Raw genomic sequence first — 20,899 nt, 5'->3', positions numbered from 1 at the left:
CCACAACCCTATGAGGTGACAAAAATGAAACTCTCCACCCGCGGCCGCTACGGCCTCAAAGCCATGTTCGACCTGGCACTGAACGACGGCGACGTCCCAGTCTCCCTGACTTCCATCGCGGAGCGGCAGGGGATCAGCGTCAACTACCTGGAGCAGCTCATCGCGCCACTGAAAAAAGCTGACCTCGTCAAGAGCGTCCGCGGCGCCCAGGGCGGCTACCTCCTCAACAAGCCCGCTGACCAGATCAGTGTCGCCGACATCCTGACCGTCCTCGAAGGCCCCCTCGGCCCCACCGAATGCGTCCGGCTCCTGGGAGACGACGCCTGCGAGCAGGCCGACTACTGCGTCACCCACATGATCTACGAAAAAATGCGCGACAGCCTGCTGCAAGTCGTCACGACCATTACCCTCAAGGACATGGTCCTCGACCACAAGCGCATGCACGCCGGCCCCATCGACACACAATTTTTCTGCAACAAATAGAAATAGACTATCATCCCGAAGGAGTCCTGCCCAATGAGAAGCGTCTACATGGACCATTCCGCCACCACACCTGTCAAACCAGAAGTCGTCCAGGCCATGCTCCCATACTTCACCGAAATCTACGGCAACGCCTCCAGCGTCCATGCCTTTGGCCGCGAGGCCCGAAAAGGCGTCATGAGCGCCCGCCAGACCATTGCCGACTTCATAGGCGCCCACGCCGACGAGCTCTACTTCACCGCCGGCGGCACTGAGTCCGACAACTGGGCCATCCGCGGCGTCGCCTACGCGAACAAAGCCAAGGGCAACCATATCATCACCACCACCATCGAACACCACGCCGTCCTCCACGTCTGCGAGATGCTGGAAAAGGAAGGCTTCGAAGTGACCTATCTCAAGACGGATGCCGATGGTCTCATTTCCCTCAAAGACCTTGAAGCAGCAATCCGCCCAAGCACCACCCTGATTTCCATCATGGCGGTCAACAACGAGATCGGCACCATACAGCCCATTGAAGAGATCGGCCACATCGCCAAAAAGCACGGGGTCCTCTTCCACACCGACGCCGTCCAGGCCCTCGGTAAGATCGAGCTCGACGTCAACAAGCAAAACATCGACCTCATGAGCTTTTCCGCCCATAAACTCTACGGACCGAAGGGCATCGGCGCTCTCTACGTGCGAAAAAGCGTCCGCATCAAGAACCTCATGGACGGCGGGGCACAGGAAAAGAAGAGAAGACCGGGCACGGAAAACGTCCCGGGCATCATAGGCTTTGCCAAGGCCGTCGAGATGGCAGCGGAAGGTTTTGAAGAGACCAACGCCCGTCTGATCCGCCTGAGAGACAAGATGATCGCCGGCATTGAAGCTCAGGTCCCTTACATCCGCCTCAACGGCCACCGCACCCAGCGCCACCCGGGGAACGTCAACTTCTGCTTTGAGTTCATCGAAGGCGAGTCCCTGCTCCTGAGCCTCGACCTCGTAGGTATCGCCGCCTCAAGCGGTTCGGCGTGTACCTCAGGCTCCCTGGATCCATCTCATGTTCTCATGGCCATCGGCCTGACCCATGAAATTGCCCACGGCAGCCTTAGACTCTCCCTCGGCGAATTCACCACCGACGAGGACGTCGACTACGTCATTGAGCAGCTGAAGCCAATCGTTGAGCGGCTTCGCAGCTATTCACCACTATATGAAAAAGCCACTGGAGGATCACGATAATGTACAACGAAAAAGTCATGGAACACTTCACCAATCCAAGAAATGTCGGCGAAATTGTTGATGCCGATGGTATGGGTGAAGTCGGCAACGCGAAATGCGGCGACATCATGCGCATGTACCTCAAAATTGAAGACAACCGCATCGTTGATGTCAAGTTCAAGACCTTCGGCTGCGGATCCGCCATTGCGTCCTCCAGCGTGGCTACAGAGTTGATCAAGGGCCGTACCATCAAAGAAGCCCTCGCACTCACCAACCAGGAAGTCATCTCGGCCCTCGGCGGCCTTCCGACGGTCAAGATCCACTGCTCCGTCCTCGCCGAGCAAGCCATCAAAGCCGCGCTCCTCGACTACGCCAACAAGAATGGCCTGACTTTCGAGGAACTCGCCAACTTCAACCCGGATGACGATGGTCACGACCACGGCCACGAGGACGACGAGCACGCGCACTAATCTGACCAAAGATGCAGGCCAATACACCTGCATCTTTGTTTTTGAAGTTTGGTGACGCGGACAACTTTCACTTTGGTGACGCGGACAACTTTCAAACCGGTGCCAGAGCATGCGATAACCGTTCTCAACCAGACAATCTTTTCCGTACGTCAAGTACCACCCATCCCTTTAAACCCCCGAAACGGAGGATCACAGCAATGCCAAACAAAAACCGCGTCGTCGTCGGCATGAGCGGCGGCGTCGACAGCACTGCCACCGCCTGGCTCCTCAAGGAAGCCGGCTACGACGTCATAGGCGTCACCATGAAGCTCTGGGAAGACGACGACCCCGACTATGTCGAAAAAGAGGGGGGCTGCTGCAGCCTGTCCTCCATAGATGACGCCCGCCGAGTCTGCGACAAAATAGGCATCCCATTCTACGTCATCAACTTCAAGCCCGTCTTCAGAGAAAAAGTCATAGATTATTTCATAGATGAATACCAGCACGGCCGCACCCCGAACCCGTGCATTGCCTGCAACAAATATGTCAAGTTCGACGCCTTCATCAAAAAAGCCCACGAACTCGACGCCTACTACGTCGCCACGGGCCACTATGCCAAAGTCGAGCAGCTCCCGGACACCGGCCGCTACGTCATCCGCCTCTCCGAAGAGAAGCGCAAAGACCAGACCTACGTCCTCTGCAATCTCACCCAGGACCAGCTCCAGCACATTCTGATGCCCCTGGGCGACTTCGACTCCAAAGAAAAAGTAAGAGAAATCGCATCCCGCTTCGACCCCCACGTGGGCGGCAAATCCGACTCTCAGGAAATTTGCTTCATCCCGGACGACAACCACTCCCGGTTCCTCACGGAACACCTCGGCGACCAAATCGTCCCCGGTGACTTCGTCGATCCGGAAGGCAAAAAACTCGGCATACACAAGGGCATTGTCCATTACACTATTGGCCAGCGCAAAGGCCTCGGTTTATCCCTCGGCCAACCGGGCTATGTCACCAAAATCGAAACCGATACAAACCGCGTCATCATAGGCGGGGCAGAGGACGTCTTCTCCGACACCCTCTACGCAAGCGACCTCAATTTCATGCCCTTCGAGACCCTCGAGGAACCCATGCACGTCCTGGCAAAAATCCGCTATGCCGCGCCACCGGCCCCAGCCACCCTCAGTCCGGCAGGGGAGGACCGCGTCAAAGTCCTCTTTGACACCCCGCAGCGCGCCATCACTCCAGGTCAGGCCGTCGCGTTTTATGTCGGTGATATGCTAATCGGCGGGGCGACGATCTTATAGCCCGCCACCTCCAGTCCAAAAAACAGAGTTCTGCCGATGGTCACACCCACACAACCCAATTCACCACTACAAGCCCTGCCAGCCCAAACCTGCAGGGCTATTTTTGCGCCCCACCCCCCATCCTGCATGAATTCCCCCAATTTACACAATCTTTTGTTTTAGACCGCCCATTTGGTGCTATAATAGCAATAGAGTTCTCATAATTATGACAAAGCCAAAATTAGCACAAACCATTCCGAACACAAACAACACAAAACAATCCCCTAAGCATAGAGCTGAACTGCCTACAACCCTCTACGCCATCACAGCTTCCGGAAGGATGACACCTGATGACACCACTGTTCCTACTGGCCGCCCTGATCCTGCTTAACGGATTCTTCTCTGCCTCCGAGATCGCCCTGATCTCCCTGAACGACAAGAAAATCCAGTCCATGGCAGAAGACGGCCATCTTAAAGCCATCAAACTCAGAAAAATCCTCGGCGAGCCCAGCCGCTTCCTTGCCACCATTCAGGTCGGCATCACCCTAGCCGGTTTCCTGGCCAGCGCCTTCGCCGCGCTCTACTTTTCGCCGCGTCTTTACATCATCATGAAACCAGCCCTGACGGACTTCAATTTATCAGATGCCACCCAGGTGAACCTTTCCGTCATTCTCATCACCCTGGTTCTGTCCTACTTCAGTCTCGTCCTGGGCGAACTCGTCCCAAAACGCCTCGCCAGCCATAACGCCGAGAACTTTGCCATGGCCGTCATCGGCCCGGTCACGCTACTCTCCGTCATTACATATCCTTTCGTCCGCTTCCTGACCTTCTCCAGCAACTTCTTCGTCCGCCTCTTCGGCATCGACCCCCTCCACGAGAACGAAAATGTCACCGAGGAAGAGATTCGAATGATGGTCGACGTGGGCGAGGAGAAGGGCACCATTGAAATTGACGAGAAGGAAATGATCAACAACATCTTCGAATTCAACGACAAAACTGTCGACGACATCATGACCCACCGCATGGACATCGTAGGTCTGCCCCTCGAGGCTACCCTCGAAGAAACCGTGACCCTCATCAATGAGGAGAAGTACTCCCGCATCCCGGTGTACGACGATACCATTGACAGCATCGTGGGCATTCTCTTTTCCAAGGATATCCTCCAGTACCTCGCCGGCTCATGGAATACAGAGATTTCTGCCGATGGTTTCAAGCTCCAGCCCCTCCTCCGCAAGCCCTACTTCGTCCCAACCTCCAAGCATACGGATGACCTCCTGCGAGACTTCAAAAAGAACAAGGTCCATATGGCCGTTATCATCGATGAATACGGCGGCACCGCCGGCATTGTCACCCTCGAAGATCTCCTCGAAGAAATCGTCGGCGACATCTCTGATGAGGATGATGAAGACGATCTCCTCCAGGACATCACGCCCATGGAGGATGGCTCTTATCTTGTCGAAGGCCTCGCCAGCCTCGAAGAACTCGAAACCTACTTCAAAGTCAACCTTCCCACCGAGGAATTCAAGACCGTCACCGGCTTTATCATCGGCGAACTGGGCAATATTCCGGAAGAAGGGGAGCACCCAACCTTCGACTACGACGGCCTGACCTTCCTCGTACTGGAAGTCGATGACAAGCGCATCACCAAAGTACGGGTGACGCCACTGTCTGAGGAGATGGAGACCACGGAAGAAGAATCCTAATGAATTCACAATCGAAATGGAAAGAAGGCCCAGCGCCTTCTTCTTTTTTTGTTTTGAATAGAACTTTATGACAAATTTTTTCCAGACCCCATTTTTCTGGATTGTCTTTTCGAAAATATTATATAGAGCGTCGTCATGCAGCAAACCAATGACTTAGATAGGGGAGATGTAAAATGACATTTAAGGGTAAATCCATTTTGTCCATCCTGGTGTTGGCCGTCGTCTTGTTCACGCTGGTAATCCCGGCATTGGCCAGTGACGAGACGGAAAATCTCGTTTTTAATGCGCCTGAGTCCATCAAAGCAACGCTTAATTTTGACAAACAGATCACGCATTATGATTGGGCACTTGATAAAAAGGTTCAGAGCAGCATCACGCTGAATAATGGCGATAGTCAAAATGTGGCGTACACCATCGAAGCCACGCGCAGCATATCTTTGATTGAGAAATTTTATTCATTGACTGTGGAAAACGTTAAGATTCAGAACACAGGCAAAGGCGCTGCAAACCAAGTCAGTGTCAAAGCCATCTTAGAAGCAAAAGCATCTTCAGCAGACAGCGTTTGGGTCACACTTGCTGAACAAGCAATAAACAATCTCGGCCCAATTCAAAAAGATGCCATTTTGCCGCTCAACTTCAATGCCATAACTTTCAAAGCGCTGAACAATTATGCTGACTATCGGCTGAAAATCGTAGTCTCTTATAATAAGGGAGAGCTGACTGAGACTAAAACGGTTAGTCTTGATGATGATAACACAGCGGATATCCTAGATGCCAAAGACGCTGCTGCCATTCTAACAGACACTCTTGGATCAGCGCCAACAGGTTTCGTCTGGATGTATGTCAGTGCTGGTGAATTCCCACAAGTCTTGAATAATACTAAGACCATCAACTATAATGTTCAAATTCAAAATCTTTCAGTAGATGAAGCAGCAACTATTGAACTTTCCAATATAGCGACCCTCACAGAAATTGATACAAGTACAGCGCGCATGGATACTGCAAAGCTCCTGGTGTATGTCAATAAATCGGATCAAAATGATGACGGTGAGGATGACGACGACCAGGATCAGCCTGAGATCTCATACCCAGCCGCTCCAGCTGTGGCCAATGCCATCCTGAAGGAAAAAGGCATGGAAAGCAGATATGAAAAAGGCAATAACAAGAAAAACGGCAAGCCTGAGTATGGCAATTATATCGCTGAAGTAGCCAAGGCCATGACCCAGGAAGCTAAATTCCCGGCTTATGACTCAAATGGCACTTGGAATGGCACCGACTTTGTTGAGAAAAGCAGTGTCGATGCCTATAAGACGGCCATCTATAACTTCCTTGAATCCTTAAAACCGGAGGAATTCTAAAGATTCCTATTAGATTCAAAATATAAATATGGTTTTCTTATACTTGGGCCGCTCAAATGAGCGGCTCTTTTCTTACAGCCATTGCAAATAGCAAATTCGACTGATATAGTTTAGAAGAAGAGGAACCGGCAATCCTCAAGACATCAAAGAATGAATGATTTGAAATAGGATCAAAACCCCAATCCAAAGGAAGAATCCTCATCCTTCGAAAGGAGCCCATCTATGCCGCAACTAAGTTTTACCGGCGTTAAGGTTGAAGAAGTCAAAACCATTGGCAGCGCTCTGACTGATGCATTAGCCAGGATCGTGGAGGCCCCGCGGGATTATTTCAGTTATGAAGTCTTGGAGCATCCCTTTATCTTTGATGGTGAAATTGTGCTGTTCACACCGGTTGTGGAAGTGAAATGGTTTGACAGGGGACAGGTGGTTAAAGATCAAATGGCCGGCGTCATTGATCAAGCGGTTCGAAGCCTGGGCTATGAACACATTGAAATCATTTTCGAAGCCCTCCTACAGGAAAGCTACTATGAAAGCGGCGTTCATTACTAAAACATTACCATCCAACCAATTGAAAAAGGAGACTAAACCCATGCCAAAGCTCGTATTCAAAGGCGTCAAACTCGAAGAAATCAAAGACATAAGCACTCAGCTGGTGGATACCTTGGCCGGCATTGCCAACGCTCCGAGACACGTGTTTACCTTGGAATGCGTTGAGAATCCATTTATCTTTGACGGAGAGATCGTCCAGCCTGTTCCGGTGGTCAGCGTTCAGTGGATTGACCGGGGACAGGCTACCAAGGATCTCATGGCCACCGCCATAGATCAAGCCGTTCGCTCCAGGGGCTACGAAGACGTTGAAGTGGTATTTTCCGAACTGAAAAAAGGGGATTACTATATCAACGCCAAGGTGTATTGACAGCTGACGTCTTCAATATGAATAACAGCCAACGGGCCGCATCACACTCCGCGGATCTGTTGGCTGTTTTCATTTTCAGATTTTCGGCTCTAGGTAAATAGTTGGGGTGGGGATTCTCTGAATCCCTGCTCCTTTAATGTTTTTCTAGGCTTGCGTTACCACCGGTGATAGACTCACTGCCGCAACCCATTGCAAAAACAAGCGGGGACAGACCGCCAAAACACGCCGCCGGATCTGTTCCCATCGTACTCCAACGCCCCAAAAATCTTAAAGCGCTCCAATCAACTCACAATACACCAAACACGCCTCTTCAATCTGCTTCACCGCGCAGCGCTCGTTCACCATGTGTGCCAGCTTATATTCACCCGGTCCAAATCCAATGCACGGAATCCCCATGGCAACAGGCGTAATGGCGTTGGTCCCAAAATCCCAGAAGTCAAACGCCTCAGGTACCGAACCACTCACAGCTTCAACCGCCCGAATCATTGCCTGGGTCAAACTATGATCCTTCTCAATCTTCCAAGGATTATGCATTGGCTCGTAAACCAAAGGTTTCCCCGTCCATGTCGTATGATACAGAGTCCCAACTTCCCAGGAAGCCTTCTTACCGGCAATCAGCCCCTCCATCTCCGAAGCAACCTGCTCCAAAGTCTCCCCAACCGCAAGTCTTCTATCCAGATAAATGCTGCACTCACTCGGTACCGCGTTCAGTGACACGCTTACAGATGAAATATCCGAGAGCACCACCGTTCCATGAGCCTCATCCGACTTGTATAGCGACTTATTCAGCGCGTCCACCCGCGAAATGATCTCCGCCATTTCATATACCGCATTCACGCCTTTCTCAGGCGCAGAACCATGTGCAGAGACTCCGTGAGTCTTAATCCGCATCTGTGCCTTGCCTTTATGCCCCAGCACAATCAGATTGTCACTAGGTTCACAAATTACACAAAAATCCGGACGCAGAGACAACTCCGCATACAAATGCTTCAAATTCTCCCCATCACAGTACTCCTCACACACCGTCCCCGTCACGTAAACAGTCTTGTCCTCCAGATACCCCAGCTCCCGAGCCAGCGCAGCCGCATACACACTGGCGCATAGCGCTGACTTCATATCCACGCTGCCGCGGCCCCAAAGATAGCCATCAGCAACGGCACCGGAAAAGGGTGGGTGAGTCCAGTCCTCCGCGTCATGCACTTCCACCGTATCCATATGTGAGTCGAATTGAAGCACTACCGGCCCATTGCCTATGCGCCCAACCACATTCCCAGTGGAATCAATAAACGCCTCATCATACCCCAGCGCCTTCATCTCCGTCAGCACCAGCCTCGCGAACGCCTCCTCAGAATTAGTAAAACTCACCGTCTGAACCGCTCTCTGAGCAAACCCAATCAACTTCTCGCTATTCAACATCCGCAATCTCTCCCTCTGTACTAAATAGTAAAATCACAGAATCCTCATTCAATCCCAATATAGACTTTTCATCCAAATACAAAGGATTAGACAGCACTTCTTCCACCAGGCCCAGTCCCACCGCGCCGGATTCCCCGGAACTGAACGCCGGATCGGCTCCAACAGGCGCCTTGGCACGCGCCATACCCTTAAACGTCAGCTCATCCGAACACTTGATAAAACAATTTGAAGCCGCCTTGAGCAGGGGAAAGGTCACCGGATTCGCCTCACCACAGTTCAGCCCAGCCATGGCCGTATAAGGCTCTCCGCCAATATTCACCCTATGTCCCGACGCCGAAGATTCATATAGACACGCCACATTCTCCGCCTCCATGACCCCAACAAAAGGCATAGCCTCCCCAAAATGATGCAGCAAGTACCATAGCACACCGCCGGCCATGGATCCAACACCCGCCTGCACAAACACATGGGTTGGCGTCAAGCCAGACGCCTCCATCTGCACCAGCGCCTCGCGCACCATAGTCGAGTACCCCAGGACAATATCATTTGGAATCTTCGTGTACCCCGGCAGCGCCGTATCCTGCACCAGGATCCCGTCGTGCTCAACAGCAAACTGCGCCGCATATCGCACCGTATCATCATAGTTCATCTCCGTTACCACCACCTCAGCCCCAAAAGCCTCAATCGCCCGAACCCGCCGCGCCTCGCTGCCCTTGGGCATAAAAATGACCGCCCGCTGCCCCAACGCCCGCGCCTGCCATGCCAGCGCCTTCCCGTGGTTGCCATCCGTACAGGAAACGAACAAGTAAGACGATCGAGGCTGCGCCGCCATGATCCTGTGAATGGCGTAGCTCACTCCCAGCCCTTTAAACGCGTTCAGCCCAAACCTCTTCGACTCATCCTTCACAAAAATCTCCCGGACCCCGAGGCTTCCCGCCAGATCATGAAGCCGCACCAGCGGTGTCCGCTCATAGCCTGCCATAGACGCGTGAAACGCCTCGACCTCCGCGAACCTTTCAGGCAATACCCCATTGTTTGTGTATGCCGATGGTTCCCTCACCATCACTTCCATCCACTTCATTATCTCTACCATCCTTTCTCCTGACAGCGCCAAGTGATTCATGACACCCTTTAACCCTTGACCTCGACCAACTATGTTGTCCGCCAGCGTTTTAAATTTTGTTTTTTAAAAAGTTTCCTCTCGATTAATGCCATTATATTGCTAATCAATGTGTTACTATATAAATAAAGCGCTTAAAAATATCGCTATATTGATCAAATGTGAAAAAGCGCAAAAAGGACAAGGAGGTCTCCCGTGCAAGTTTATGAAATCCTACTCGACCAGTCCAGCAAAGAAACCACCCGCCACGGCACCTTTGAATTCCCCCTTGCCATTTATACCACTGAAATCAGCAAAAATATACTAGGCTCAATCCCATGGCACTGGCATGAGGAACTCCAGTTTTGCGTCATCACCGAAGGCACAGTCGAAATTCAGATCAACAGCGACACCGTCGTCCTGACAAAAGGGGAGGGGATCTTCATCAATGTGGGCCAAATGCACCAAGCCAACAACCATCGTGGTTCCAATGGCGCCTATATCTGTATCGACTTTCACCCCAACCTGATTTCCGGCTACACTGGCAGCATCCTGTATTCCAAATATGTCGCTCCTTATATTGAGCACCAGTCAAACCCCTATATCATCTTAAGGTCCGATCAGACCTGGCAAGCCGGCGTGATCCGGCGACTCCTCGACATCGAAACCGCCCAGCGCAGTGGAGCTCCAGACTTTGAGCTCCAAATCCACATCCTGCTCCTCCAGATCTGGCAAACCCTCCTTCACCACAGCTTCAAAGCATTACCGTCGAACCCCACACAGTCCTGGGATCCACGCATAAAAATTATGATGGAATACATCCACACCCACTACACAGAACCCTTCAAACTCAACGACCTCGCCGCCGCTGTCAGCCTCTCAAAGAGCGCCTGCTGCCGCACCTTCAAAAAACACGTCAAGCGCACCGTTTTCGACTACCTCCTCGACCACCGTCTCATCGCGGCCACACGACAGCTTCTCACCACCGACGCTTCCATCACCCAAATCGCCTACGACTGCGGTTTCGGCAGCGCCAGCTATTTCATCGAAAAATTCAAAGTCAAAACCGGAACCCCACCGATGGTCTTCCGCCGCCAAAACACTACCACCAGCAACTAAAAGTGAACAGACGGGGTTGATATGTGCAACCGCAGCAGCCACAGACCCGACCTGCAATTCTCACATTTCCATTTTGAGGTGGAAATTGAATAATGGGTTGGAGAATTGAGTATTTGAATGACGCAGTCGTGAAACATCTTGCAAACCATTCTCAATTATGCTACAATACGCTATAGTGTTAACTTAGAACCACTTCACTTCATACTTAAACCGCAATGATGGAGAATTACACGTCGCCCCAAAACAGAGAGCAGCCAACCGCTGAAAGCGCTGCACCAGACGTCTATGCTACTCCGGAGCACCGGCCAAAACCCGGCGCCACGCGGGCGTTATCCGCGATGTTTTTCAAGACTTCAGAGAGATTCCCTTATAGCAGTGGGCGCCCAGGCACCACTTGCAGCAGAAGGGGATAATCAGGGTGGTACCGCGGGCAAACAAGCGCTCGTCCCTGATCCAATCTGACGTCTTTTTTGTTGCCTTAAGTCTCTAAAAACAACTCCCATCGAAAGGACTGAAATCACTCATGAAAAATCTCGGTCTCAACGAAATCAGACAGCAATTCCTCGACTTCTTCGAAAGCAAAGGCCACACCGTCGAATCCAGCTATTCTTTGGTCCCTCAGCAGGACAAAAGCCTCCTGCTCATCAACGCCGGCATGGCCCCGCTGAAAAACTACTTCACAGGCGCAGAAACGCCGCCCAACGTGCGCATGGCCACCTGCCAAAAGTGCATCCGCACCGGCGACATTGAAAATATAGGCCACACCGCCCGCCACGCCACCTTCTTCGAAATGCTCGGCAACTTCTCCTTTGGCGAGTACTTTAAAGAAGAATCCCTCAAATGGGGCTGGGAATTTGTCACCGAATGGCTCGACATGGACCCGAACCTCCTCTGGGGCACCGTCTATGAAGAGGATGATGAAGCCTACGCCATCTGGCGCGATGTCATCAAGCTCCCTGAAGAGCGCCTCGTCCGCCTGGGCAAAAAGGACAACTTCTGGGAAATCGGCACCGGCCCATGCGGCCCATGCTCTGAAATCTACTTTGACCGCGGCCCGGCCTACGGCTGCGGCGCACCAGACTGCAAACCCGGCTGCGACTGCGACCGCTACCTCGAGTTCTGGAACCACGTCTTCACCCAGTTCAACCGGGACGAAAACGGCGAGTACCATCTCCTCGACAAGAAAAACATCGACACCGGCATGGGCCTTGAGCGCATCGCCTGCATCCTGCAGGGCGTCGACTCCATCTTTGATGTCGACACTATCAAGGCCATCCTTGAGCGCGTCGAAGAAGTCTCAGGCAAAAAGTTCGGAGTTCTGAGAGCCAACGACGTCTCCATCCGCATCATCACCGACCACATCCGCGCCGTCACCTTCATGGTTTCGGACGGGATCCTGCCAAACAACGAAGGCCGCGGCTACGTTCTCAGACGTCTCCTCAGACGCGCTGCCCGCCACGGCAAGCTCCTGGGTATCAAGGGCAGTTTCCTCGCCGATCTCTCGAACACTGTCGTCGCGGTCTCCAAAGAAGCTTACCCTGAGCTCGAGCAGCGCCACGACTACATCAAGAAGATCATCGAAATTGAGGAAGAGCGCTTCCAGCAGACCCTCGACCAGGGCCTCAGCATCCTCCAGGCAGATATCGCCGCTATGCAGGAATCGAATGAAACCGTCCTCGCCGGCGACAAAGCCTTCCGCCTCTACGACACCTACGGCTTCCCGCTGGACCTCACCAAAGAGATCCTCGAAGAGAAGGGCTTCACGGTCGACAACGATGGCTTCCTGAACGAGATGGAGCTTCAGCGCGAGCGTGCCCGTTCCGCCCGCGGTGACGCCGACGAGCTCGGCTGGGAAGGCGATCCGCTGAGTGCGCTGCCATCGGCAGTCACCAGCACTTTTAAGGGTTATGACACCCTGGAACTCACTTCGGAGCTCCTCGCCATTTCTACTGAGCAGGACCTGGCAGAGACAATCACAGCTGACGCTGTGCCGGTCAAAGCCCGCCTCGTCCTAAGAGATACCCCGTTCTACCCTGAAGGCGGCGGCCAGGTCGGCGACAAAGGCGTCATCACCAGTGAAGACGGCGCGGTTTTCAACGTCCATGACACGAAAAAGGGCACCGGCGGCATGATCGTCCACGTGGGGGAACTCGAGAAAGGCAGAATCACACGGGGTCAGACCCTGACGGCCAAAGTCGACCAGAACCTCCGCCTTGACACCGCCAGAAACCACACGGCGACCCACCTTCTCCACAAGGCGCTGCGCTCGGTCCTGGGCGCACACGTCGACCAGGCGGGCTCCCTCGTGGATCCGCACAAGCTCCGCTTCGACTTCACCCACTTCCAGCACTTGACGCAGGAAGAAGTCAAGGCGGTAGAGGATCAGGTGAATGCTCAGATCTTCGCGCCGCACGTGGTCGAAACCTTCTACAGCTCCATTAAGGAAGCCAAAGAGATGGGCGCTACCGCGCTTTTCGGCGAAAAGTACGGCGATGTCGTCCGCGTGGTCAAAGCAGGGGACTACAGCATTGAGCTCTGCGGCGGCACACACCTGGACAACACGTCCAAAGTCAGCGCTCTGAAAATCACCTCAGAGGGCGGCGTCGCAGCCGGCGTCCGCAGAATCGAAGCCGTTACCGGCCGAGGTTTCTACGCCCTCTACAAAAAACTCGAGAACCAGGTCGAAAAGACCTCCGAAGTCCTGAAGACCCCTCAGCACGACCTCATCAAAAAGGCTGAGAACCTCATGGAGGAGCACAAAAACCTCCAAAGAGAGCTTCAGGAGCTCAAGAATAAACTGGCAGCGGGTTCCATTGACGAACTCATAGCCAATGCCAAAAATATCAAAGGCATGAATGTCGTCACCGCGAAAATCGATGGCGCCGACAGCGACATGCTCAAAGACATTGGCGACCGACTGAAAGACAAACTTGAGAACGCTGTCGTCGTTCTTGGCACGCCAAGCGGTGACAAGGCACTCTTCGTCGTCATGGCTGCGCCTGGTGCCATTGCCCTTGGCGCACACGCAGGCAACATCATCAAAGAAGTCGCCAAAGTCGCAGGCGGCGGCGGTGGCGGGACACCGCACATGGCTCAGGCCGGCGGTAAAGACCCATCCAAGGTTGAAGCGGCGGTCAAGAAAGCAATCGAGGTCCTCGAAGCTTAAGATTTTCTTCAAATCCACGTTTCTATGAGTAGTTTCGACCCAAAATTGGGTATAACCGTGTCAAGGGGGTTGTATTATGGATAAAACCATGAAATTCAACGTAGATCAGCAGCAATCGGACGAGCGCAAAGAGATTCTCAAGTATGTCTATGGCGCTCTGAAGGAAAAGGGGTATCATCCAATCAACCAGATGATCGGTTATCTGCTTTCAGGCGACCCTACGTACATCACGACGCACAATGACGCCCGCAAAGTGATCCGCAGGGTTGAGCGCGACGAGATTCTCGAAGAGCTTCTCAAATTCTACCTCGACCACAACGTCGAGTAGTCGAAGGTAAACACCCGTGAACCGAATCACCCTTGGCCGCTCCGGTCTTGAGGTGTCCCGCATGGCTTTCGGCTCCCTCACCATGGGGCCCCTCCAGCGCGACCTCTCACCAAAAACCGGCGGCGACCTTCTCGTCTATGCCTATGAGCGCGGTGTCAATTTCGTTGACACCGCCGAACTCTACGGCACCTATCCCCACATCCGCGAGGCCCTGAAGGTCATTCCGCGCCGGGACTACGTCATTTCCACGAAATCCTATGCCTATGATTTCAAAACAGCCGAGGCCAGTCTGAACCACGCCCTTGAGGCCCTTGGGACAGACTACCTCGACTTGTTTATGCTCCACGAACAGGAGAACGCCCACACCCTTCGGGGTCACCGAGAGGCGCTGGACTATTTTCTGGAGCAAAAGCGAAAGGGCATCATTAAAGCCGTTGGCCTCTCCACCCACTTTGTGGCTGCCGTCAACGCCGCCGTCAAGGTCCCCGAGCTCGACATTATCCACCCCATTCTCAACCTGAAGGGGATCGGCATCCAGGATGGCACAGTCCAGGATATGCTGGATGCCATCCATGCCTTTAAAACGAGATTTGCCGATGGTGACGTCTTCACCATGAAGCCCCTGGCCGGCGGTCACCTGATCCGGAAGCCCAGGGACGCCTTTGATTTTCTGCTCAGCAACCCGGATCTGGACGCCATTGCCGTTGGGATGCAGTCCTTTGAAGAGATCGACGCCAATCTGGCGCTCTTTGACTCAAAGCCCATCCCAACCGAGATTCAAAGCAAGCTGAACCAAAAAGAGCGTCACTTGCTGGTCCAGGACTGGTGCACCGCCTGCGGCAACTGTGAGCGGCGCTGCCAGCAGCAGGCCATCAAAGTGATGCATGATCCGCTTTTCGAACCTACCGGTGCCCGGGCCGTCGTCGACCAAGACAAGTGCGTCCTGTGCGGCTACTGCAGCGCCGTGTGCCCAGAATTCTGTCTGAAGGTGATTTGACATTTTAAATTTAACTCCGGAAAAAATTATGGGTCTGGATGTGGGGGACAGGACCATCGGCATAGCTATCTCTGATGGCCTTGGCATCACCGCCCAGCCCAAAGAAACCATTCGCCGCGTCTCCCTGAAAGAGGACATTGACCGCCTGGTCGAGCTGATCCTGGAAAACAACATCATCAAAATTGTCATAGGCCTGCCGCTCAACATGAACGGCACCCTGGGACCGCAAGGCGAAAAAACTCAAGGTTTTGCACAAAAATTAGAAAAAAAACTCAAGTATTCTGATAGAATGGTAGGGAAGACTGTAGAGATTGTCTTCTGGGACGAACGGCTGACTACCGCCTCCGCGCAGCGCGCTTTGATTGAGGTGGATATGCGCAGGGAGAACCGCAGACAGATTGTTGATACCGTCGCAGCTGTCTTTATTTTACAGAATTATATGGACCACCAAAAAAATATGAGGTGATTTGACATGGAAGAGGATCGTATCATTGTATTAACGGATGAAGATGGCAACGACGTTGAATTTGAAGTCATTGTAACTATGGAAGTCGAAGGCAGCGAATACGCCGTTATGCTCCCGCTGGACGGCTCTGAAGAAGCAGTCATTTTCAAAATTGTCGTGGATGAAGACGGCAACGAAATCATGGAAACTGTCCTGGATGACGAAGAGTTCGAAGCCGTTGCGGCTGCCTACGAAGATCTCATCGAAGAAATGGAAATTGACGAAGACGAAGACGACGAGATCGAAATCGAAGAAATCAAGCACTAACACTCCCTGAAGCCACTTTGGATCCGCGGGGATCCCGAGTGGATCAGTCTGTCCACACCCAAATCAGTGAGGTGAAGTGAACTATGGAACAATCCATCGATGCCTTGAAGGATCAACTGAAGGAGAAGGGCTACAAGCTCACGCCACAGCGTAAGGCCATCCTTGAAACGATTCTTGAAAATCCCGGGCATCACTTAAGCACCGAGGAAGTTTATGACATCGTGAGGAAGCGCCGCTCGGATATTGGGCTTGCCACGGTTTACAGAACCCTGATGCTCCTGAGCGATCTCAAGGTCCTCTCGAAGATCAACTTCGAGGACGGCTGTGTCCGCTATGAGCTCTGCAGCTGTGAAGACGACCACCAGCACCACCACCTGATCTGCCGCAAATGCGGTCTGATCATTGAAGTGGAGGACCTGCTCGAAGATCTGGAAAAGCGTATCGAAAAGGATTATGATTTCAAGATCACGGATCACCGGCTCAAGTTCATCGGCTATTGCAGCAGTTGCAAGAAGGCTTAGTGCAAGGGCACGTACGCCCAGCACTCAAAAACTCAAACTATACGTTCAAGGCGGTAAAATTTCGCATTGCTGCGCTTTTGTCCTTTGCGATACGGCAGCGTATCGCCGAAGGGCTCGCCCGGTACTGCGAAATTTTACCATTAGATTATTTAATTGAAAGAACAGGTGAAATTTATGGTAAAAACGCCCCATCTAAAGGTCATGCCTTTGGGCGGAATGAATGAGATTGGCAAAAATATGACGGCCTATCAATACGAGGACGACATCATTGTTGTTGACGCTGGTCTCGCTTTCCCGGATGACGACATGCTCGGCATAGACATTGTCATCCCAGACATCACATTTCTAAAGAAGCATCAGGACAAGATCCGCGGCCTGATCTATACCCACGGCCACGAGGACCACATAGGCGCAACGCCTTATGTCCTGAAGCAGATTTCCGGCATTCACATGGTTGGCTCCAAGCTGACTATGGGCCTCATTGAAAACAAACTCAAGGAGCACAAGAACCTTGGGAAGCATACAAAAGCTATCGTCAAAGCCGGCGACAAAATCACGCTGGGCGCTTTTGAGATCGAGTTCATCCACGTGAGCCACTCCATCCCGGACGCTTTCAGTTTGGCGATCAAAACACCGGTGGGTACTATTATTCAAACCGGCGACTTTAAAGTCGACTTTACACCTATTGACGGCAAAATGACCGACCTTGCCCGCTTTGCCCAGCTTGGCGCAGAGGGCATACTGGCGCTGTTCGCGGACAGCACCAACGTCGAGCGTCCCGGCTTCACCATGAGTGAGCGCAACGTCGGCGAAACCTTTGACGAGATCTTCCACCACTGCGAGGGCAGGATCATTGTCGCGTCGTTTTCCTCCAACGTCCACAGAGTTCAGCAGGTCATCAACTCCGCTATGGCCAACGGCCGCAAGGTCGCCTTCGCCGGGCGCAGCATGCTGAACGTCACCACAGTAGCCATGGATCTTGGTTACCTCGCCGTCGCAGAAGATACTATCATTGACCTCAAGGACATTGACCGTTATCCGGACAATGAGATCACCATCATCACCACAGGCAGCCAGGGCGAGCCTATGAGCGGCCTGTCCAGAATGGCCACCAACGAGCACCGTCAGGTGGAAATCAGACAGGGTGACCTGGTCGTCCTGTCCTCATCGCCTATTCCGGGCAATGAAAAGAGCGTCACCAGAATCATCAACCTGCTGTATGAGAAGGGTGCCAACGTCATCTACAACGAGCTGGCAGACGTCCATACCTCCGGCCACGCCTGCGAGGGTGAGCTCAAGCTGATCCACGCGCTGGTCAAACCTAAATTCTTTGTGCCGTTCCACGGGGAGTACAACCACCTCAGACGCCATGCGCAAATGGCAGAGGAAATGGGCGTGCCCGGTGAAAATATCTTCATCATGCGTACCGGTGATACCCTGGAGTTCTCCAGACTGCATGCGAAGTTCGGCAAGCCGGTTCCGAGCGGCAACGTCATGATTGACGGCCTCGGCGTTGGCGATGTGGGCAACGTGGTCCTCAGAGACCGCAAGCACCTGGCAGAGGACGGCCTCATGATCGTCGTCGTCGCCATCCGCAAGGATACCGGTGAGATGGTCAACGCACCGGACATCATTTCCAGAGGCTTTGTCTACGTCAGAGAATCTGAAGAGCTCATGAACGGCGCGAGGGACACCATTGTCAACACGCTGAACAAGGCCATTTCCCAGAACGTCAGAGACTGGACCGGACTCAAGTCCTCCATCCGCGACGCGCTGCGCAGCTATCTCTATGAAAAGACCCGCAGAAGCCCTATGATCCTGCCGGTCATCATAGAAGTTTAAAAACCTCCAGGGAGGCACAGCCATGAACGTCTACGACGCTGCAAACAACCTGGCGCGTGCTATTAAAGACAGCCAGGAATACAAAAACTATAAACAAATGGAAGCGTCGGTCAAGACCTCTGAACCGGTCAAGAAGATGATTGATGATTTTCATGCCAAGCAGTTTGAGCTTCAAAAGAAACAAATGATGGGGGAACAGCCCTCAGAATTTGAAATGAAGCAGCTCCAAAAGTTAGTGGAGGTTGCTTCCATCGATCCTCTGGCTCGCGACTTTATCAGCGCTGAGATGCGCTTTACGCTGATGATGCAGGATGTCTCCAAGATCCTCAGCGACGTCATGGAGCTTGAAAAAAGTCAATAACAGGTAAATCTATAAGGTTATTTGGGCAATCACAGACAAACTTAGCACGCCTTTTCAGGATCAGTTCGCCTGCACAGGTCTGGCTGGGTTTGTCTTTATGTGAGCGCTATTCGCGCTGCGAGGTGTTAAAGTGGCAATGAAAAAATATTTGAATCTTCTTCTAATAATAGTCGCTGTGCTGGTCTTCACAGGCTGTGTGTCTGAAGCGGACTACACGGCAGTGGACCCTGCAGCGACGGATACTGTGATCCTGGAGATCCCCTCCGGTTCCACCGCGAAGTCCATTGGGGCATTGCTGGAATCCGAAGGGCTGATCCGCAGCGCGGACGCCTTTGTCAAAAAAGTCAAAGACATGGATGCCGCAGCGGCCCTTCAAGCGGGGCAGTACCAGTTCTCGAAGGCCATGTCTGTCGAGGACGTGGTGAAAGTCGTCTCCGGCGGCGAGGTCTACCGAAATACCTTCAAGGTGGTCGTCCCGGAAGGCTTTGAAGTCGTCCAAATCGCAGAGCGTTTGTCTGCCGATGGTCACATCGACAAAGACCTGTTCTACAAAGAACTGCAGACTGGTGACTTTGACTACAAATTTCTGTCACCCGAGGACCGTGAGACCAATCTGGAAGGCTTCTTATTCCCGGCAACCTATACCTTTGACGTTGGGACCTCTGAACACGACATCATTGACGCCATGCTGAAGAAGTTTGACGAGGTCTTTAAAGACGAATATTACACCCAGGCAGAAAGCCTGGGCCTGTCCGTTCGCGAGGTCATCACTATGGCCTCCATTGTCGAGCGTGAGGCAAGGGTCCATGATGAGCGGCCTATTGTCGCGGGGGTCTTTTACAACCGGATTAAGACGAAAATGGCCCTCCAGTCCTGCGCCACGGTTCAGTATATCCTGGGCGAGCGCAAGGAAGTGCTGTCCAACGCAGATATTGCCATAGACAATCCCTACAACACCTATAAATACCCAGGCCTCCCGCCGGCGCCAATCGCGTCTCCAGGTGAGCGTTCCATAAAAGCCGCCCTGTATCCGGCGGACACAGAATATTTCTACTTCGTCACCACCAACTTAGGAGACGGCTCTCATTATTTCTCAAAGACCTATGACGAGCATCTCCAGGCCGTTGAACGGAGCAAGCAAAACTAATGGGGGCGGGGGAAAATATACTGAATCCTGCCCTGGTGGCAGCGCTTCAGACCTTAACGCCGACCCTGGACCCATTCCTTAAAGACCTGGAAGCCTATGCCGCTGAGCACCGGGTGCCCATTTTGCAACCGGAAAGTGCCCAGCTTCTGGAACTCCTGACGGCCATGAAAAAGCCAAAGCACGTCCTTGAAATAGGGACTGCCATAGGCTACTCAGCGGTCAGAATGGCCATGGCCATGGGTGAAGGCAAGATCACCACCATTGAAAAAAGTCCTGAGATGATCGAACTAGCAAAGACTACTTTTGAAAATGCGAAGACGAAGGTCGTCTTTGAACAGCTGGAAGGGGATGCCGCGGAGGTTCTGAGAACCCTCAACCCGTCAGAGCCTTATGACCTCGTCTTCATTGACGCCGCCAAAAGTCACTATAAAACCTATTTTGACCTGGTGACCCCTATGCTGGCCCCTGGCGCCCTGGTCATCTCCGACAATGTCCTCTTCAGAGGCCTGATTGCCGATGATCAGCCAGTAGACAAACGCTTCAAGACCATTGCGAAGAACTTAAAAGCCTATTTAGCCTATCTGATGGCTCACGAGGATTTTATAACGTCTTTAGTTCCAATTGGCGATGGCTTCGCATTGAGTCTTTTGAGAAGGTGACAGGCACCACAGCGTGGTGCCTGTCACCCTCCTAAAATAATAAACTTAACGCGAAACGTACCCCATCCCAGAATTTGACGTTAAAGAAG

Annotated in this window: 21 protein-coding genes; 19 read left to right on the top strand and 2 right to left on the bottom strand. The window is 52.7% G+C overall.

The features are described from left to right. Nucleotides 1-24: 24 nt before the first annotated feature. From AC4PHM_RS04330 to AC4PHM_RS04295, 8 genes are all read left to right on the top strand, one after another. On the top strand, nucleotides 25-483 hold the full coding sequence (locus AC4PHM_RS04330) for an RrF2 family transcriptional regulator (protein ID WP_291402491.1): 459 nt from the start codon (nucleotides 25-27) through the stop codon (nucleotides 481-483). 33 nt (nucleotides 484-516) lie between these two features. After that, a complete protein-coding gene (gene nifS, locus AC4PHM_RS04325; protein ID WP_492019671.1) occupies nucleotides 517-1,695 on the top strand; it encodes a cysteine desulfurase NifS in 1,179 nt (392 codons plus the stop codon). Further along, nucleotides 1,692-2,144: a Fe-S cluster assembly scaffold protein NifU gene (nifU, locus tag AC4PHM_RS04320; RefSeq protein ID WP_492020457.1), complete on the top strand. Its 453-nt coding sequence runs from the start codon at nucleotides 1,692-1,694 to the stop codon at nucleotides 2,142-2,144. The genes nifS and nifU overlap by 4 nt, the downstream gene beginning before the upstream one ends. A 197-nt stretch (nucleotides 2,145-2,341) precedes the next feature. After that, nucleotides 2,342-3,427 (top strand): tRNA 2-thiouridine(34) synthase MnmA, encoded by a 1,086-nt coding sequence (mnmA, locus tag AC4PHM_RS04315; protein ID WP_492019670.1) that lies wholly within the window; start codon nucleotides 2,342-2,344, stop codon nucleotides 3,425-3,427. A 329-nt stretch (nucleotides 3,428-3,756) separates the two neighbouring features. Then, a complete protein-coding gene (locus tag AC4PHM_RS04310) occupies nucleotides 3,757-5,109 on the top strand; it encodes a hemolysin family protein (RefSeq protein ID WP_492019668.1) in 1,353 nt (450 codons plus the stop codon). Between the two features lie 173 nt (nucleotides 5,110-5,282). Beyond that, complete coding sequence (locus AC4PHM_RS04305; RefSeq protein ID WP_492019667.1) at nucleotides 5,283-6,467, top strand: hypothetical protein; 1,185 nt, start codon at nucleotides 5,283-5,285, stop codon at nucleotides 6,465-6,467. A 222-nt stretch (nucleotides 6,468-6,689) separates the two neighbouring features. Continuing rightward, on the top strand, nucleotides 6,690-7,016 hold the full coding sequence (locus tag AC4PHM_RS04300; protein ID WP_492019666.1) for a DUF1904 family protein: 327 nt from the start codon (nucleotides 6,690-6,692) through the stop codon (nucleotides 7,014-7,016). A 40-nt stretch (nucleotides 7,017-7,056) separates the two neighbouring features. After that, on the top strand, nucleotides 7,057-7,383 hold the full coding sequence (locus tag AC4PHM_RS04295; RefSeq protein WP_492019665.1) for a DUF1904 family protein: 327 nt from the start codon (nucleotides 7,057-7,059) through the stop codon (nucleotides 7,381-7,383). Between the two features lie 267 nt (nucleotides 7,384-7,650). Here AC4PHM_RS04295 and AC4PHM_RS04290 read toward each other — a convergent pair whose 3' ends face one another. Continuing rightward, on the bottom strand, nucleotides 7,651-8,799 hold the full coding sequence (locus AC4PHM_RS04290; protein WP_492019664.1) for a YgeY family selenium metabolism-linked hydrolase: 1,149 nt from the start codon (nucleotides 8,797-8,799) through the stop codon (nucleotides 7,651-7,653). After that, nucleotides 8,789-9,880 carry a diaminopropionate ammonia-lyase gene (locus AC4PHM_RS04285; protein WP_492019663.1) on the bottom strand — a complete coding sequence of 364 codons (1,092 nt, stop codon included), beginning with the start codon at nucleotides 9,878-9,880 and terminating at the stop codon, nucleotides 8,789-8,791. The genes AC4PHM_RS04290 and AC4PHM_RS04285 overlap by 11 nt, the downstream gene beginning before the upstream one ends. 234 nt (nucleotides 9,881-10,114) lie before the next feature. On the opposite strand from AC4PHM_RS04285, the gene AC4PHM_RS04280 reads away from it, so the two are divergent. From AC4PHM_RS04280 to AC4PHM_RS04230, 11 genes are all read left to right on the top strand, one after another. Continuing rightward, nucleotides 10,115-11,017, top strand: a complete 903-nt coding sequence (locus tag AC4PHM_RS04280; RefSeq protein ID WP_492019662.1) for a helix-turn-helix domain-containing protein — start codon at nucleotides 10,115-10,117, stop codon at nucleotides 11,015-11,017. A gap of 523 nt (nucleotides 11,018-11,540) precedes the next feature. Then, nucleotides 11,541-14,183 carry an alanine--tRNA ligase gene (gene alaS, locus AC4PHM_RS04275; protein ID WP_492019661.1) on the top strand — a complete coding sequence of 881 codons (2,643 nt, stop codon included), beginning with the start codon at nucleotides 11,541-11,543 and terminating at the stop codon, nucleotides 14,181-14,183. A gap of 76 nt (nucleotides 14,184-14,259) precedes the next feature. Next, on the top strand, nucleotides 14,260-14,511 hold the full coding sequence (locus AC4PHM_RS04270) for an IreB family regulatory phosphoprotein (protein ID WP_291402515.1): 252 nt from the start codon (nucleotides 14,260-14,262) through the stop codon (nucleotides 14,509-14,511). 16 nt (nucleotides 14,512-14,527) lie between these two features. Beyond that, nucleotides 14,528-15,508 carry an aldo/keto reductase gene (locus tag AC4PHM_RS04265; protein ID WP_492019660.1) on the top strand — a complete coding sequence of 327 codons (981 nt, stop codon included), beginning with the start codon at nucleotides 14,528-14,530 and terminating at the stop codon, nucleotides 15,506-15,508. Nucleotides 15,509-15,536: 28 nt separating this feature from the next. Next, nucleotides 15,537-15,974, top strand: coding sequence for a Holliday junction resolvase RuvX (ruvX, locus tag AC4PHM_RS04260; protein ID WP_492019659.1), 438 nt, complete (start codon nucleotides 15,537-15,539; stop codon nucleotides 15,972-15,974). Nucleotides 15,975-15,980: 6 nt separating this feature from the next. After that, a complete protein-coding gene (locus tag AC4PHM_RS04255) occupies nucleotides 15,981-16,280 on the top strand; it encodes a DUF1292 domain-containing protein (protein ID WP_492019658.1) in 300 nt (99 codons plus the stop codon). Nucleotides 16,281-16,363: 83 nt separating this feature from the next. After that, nucleotides 16,364-16,801, top strand: a complete 438-nt coding sequence (locus tag AC4PHM_RS04250) for a Fur family transcriptional regulator (protein ID WP_492019657.1) — start codon at nucleotides 16,364-16,366, stop codon at nucleotides 16,799-16,801. 174 nt (nucleotides 16,802-16,975) lie between these two features. Further along, nucleotides 16,976-18,643: a ribonuclease J gene (locus AC4PHM_RS04245; protein ID WP_492019656.1), complete on the top strand. Its 1,668-nt coding sequence runs from the start codon at nucleotides 16,976-16,978 to the stop codon at nucleotides 18,641-18,643. A 22-nt stretch (nucleotides 18,644-18,665) separates the two neighbouring features. Next, complete coding sequence (locus AC4PHM_RS04240) at nucleotides 18,666-19,004, top strand: YlbF/YmcA family competence regulator (RefSeq protein WP_492019655.1); 339 nt, start codon at nucleotides 18,666-18,668, stop codon at nucleotides 19,002-19,004. Between the two features lie 136 nt (nucleotides 19,005-19,140). Beyond that, complete coding sequence (gene mltG / locus AC4PHM_RS04235; protein WP_492020456.1) at nucleotides 19,141-20,151, top strand: endolytic transglycosylase MltG; 1,011 nt, start codon at nucleotides 19,141-19,143, stop codon at nucleotides 20,149-20,151. Then, on the top strand, nucleotides 20,151-20,810 hold the full coding sequence (locus tag AC4PHM_RS04230) for an O-methyltransferase (protein WP_492019654.1): 660 nt from the start codon (nucleotides 20,151-20,153) through the stop codon (nucleotides 20,808-20,810). The genes mltG and AC4PHM_RS04230 overlap by 1 nt, the downstream gene beginning before the upstream one ends. Nucleotides 20,811-20,899: the final 89 nt, after the last annotated feature.

It is taken from the genome of Acidaminobacter sp. QWL-03, from assembly GCF_058683855.1.
Note: the sequence above shows the minus strand (reverse complement) of the source record. Positions and strands in the feature narration are given on the sequence as shown.

Excerpts from the sequence above, each read along its gene's own strand:
- AC4PHM_RS04330 (WP_291402491.1), top strand. The coding sequence starts at position 25 with ATGAAACTCTCCACCCGCGGCCGCTACGGCCTCAAAGCCATGTTCGAC.
- nifS (WP_492019671.1), top strand. The coding sequence starts at position 517 with ATGAGAAGCGTCTACATGGACCATTCCGCCACCACACCTGTCAAACCA.
- mnmA (WP_492019670.1), top strand. The coding sequence starts at position 2,342 with ATGCCAAACAAAAACCGCGTCGTCGTCGGCATGAGCGGCGGCGTCGAC.
- AC4PHM_RS04310 (WP_492019668.1), top strand. The coding sequence starts at position 3,757 with ATGACACCACTGTTCCTACTGGCCGCCCTGATCCTGCTTAACGGATTC.
- AC4PHM_RS04305 (WP_492019667.1), top strand. The coding sequence starts at position 5,283 with ATGACATTTAAGGGTAAATCCATTTTGTCCATCCTGGTGTTGGCCGTC.
- AC4PHM_RS04300 (WP_492019666.1), top strand. The coding sequence starts at position 6,690 with ATGCCGCAACTAAGTTTTACCGGCGTTAAGGTTGAAGAAGTCAAAACC.
- AC4PHM_RS04295 (WP_492019665.1), top strand. The coding sequence starts at position 7,057 with ATGCCAAAGCTCGTATTCAAAGGCGTCAAACTCGAAGAAATCAAAGAC.
- AC4PHM_RS04290 (WP_492019664.1), bottom strand. The coding sequence starts at position 8,799 with ATGTTGAATAGCGAGAAGTTGATTGGGTTTGCTCAGAGAGCGGTTCAG.
- AC4PHM_RS04285 (WP_492019663.1), bottom strand. The coding sequence starts at position 9,880 with ATGAAGTGGATGGAAGTGATGGTGAGGGAACCATCGGCATACACAAAC.
- alaS (WP_492019661.1), top strand. The coding sequence starts at position 11,541 with ATGAAAAATCTCGGTCTCAACGAAATCAGACAGCAATTCCTCGACTTC.
- AC4PHM_RS04270 (WP_291402515.1), top strand. The coding sequence starts at position 14,260 with ATGGATAAAACCATGAAATTCAACGTAGATCAGCAGCAATCGGACGAG.
- ruvX (WP_492019659.1), top strand. The coding sequence starts at position 15,537 with ATGGGTCTGGATGTGGGGGACAGGACCATCGGCATAGCTATCTCTGAT.
- AC4PHM_RS04255 (WP_492019658.1), top strand. The coding sequence starts at position 15,981 with ATGGAAGAGGATCGTATCATTGTATTAACGGATGAAGATGGCAACGAC.
- AC4PHM_RS04250 (WP_492019657.1), top strand. The coding sequence starts at position 16,364 with ATGGAACAATCCATCGATGCCTTGAAGGATCAACTGAAGGAGAAGGGC.
- AC4PHM_RS04245 (WP_492019656.1), top strand. The coding sequence starts at position 16,976 with ATGGTAAAAACGCCCCATCTAAAGGTCATGCCTTTGGGCGGAATGAAT.
- AC4PHM_RS04240 (WP_492019655.1), top strand. The coding sequence starts at position 18,666 with ATGAACGTCTACGACGCTGCAAACAACCTGGCGCGTGCTATTAAAGAC.
- mltG (WP_492020456.1), top strand. The coding sequence starts at position 19,141 with ATGAAAAAATATTTGAATCTTCTTCTAATAATAGTCGCTGTGCTGGTC.
- AC4PHM_RS04230 (WP_492019654.1), top strand. The coding sequence starts at position 20,151 with ATGGGGGCGGGGGAAAATATACTGAATCCTGCCCTGGTGGCAGCGCTT.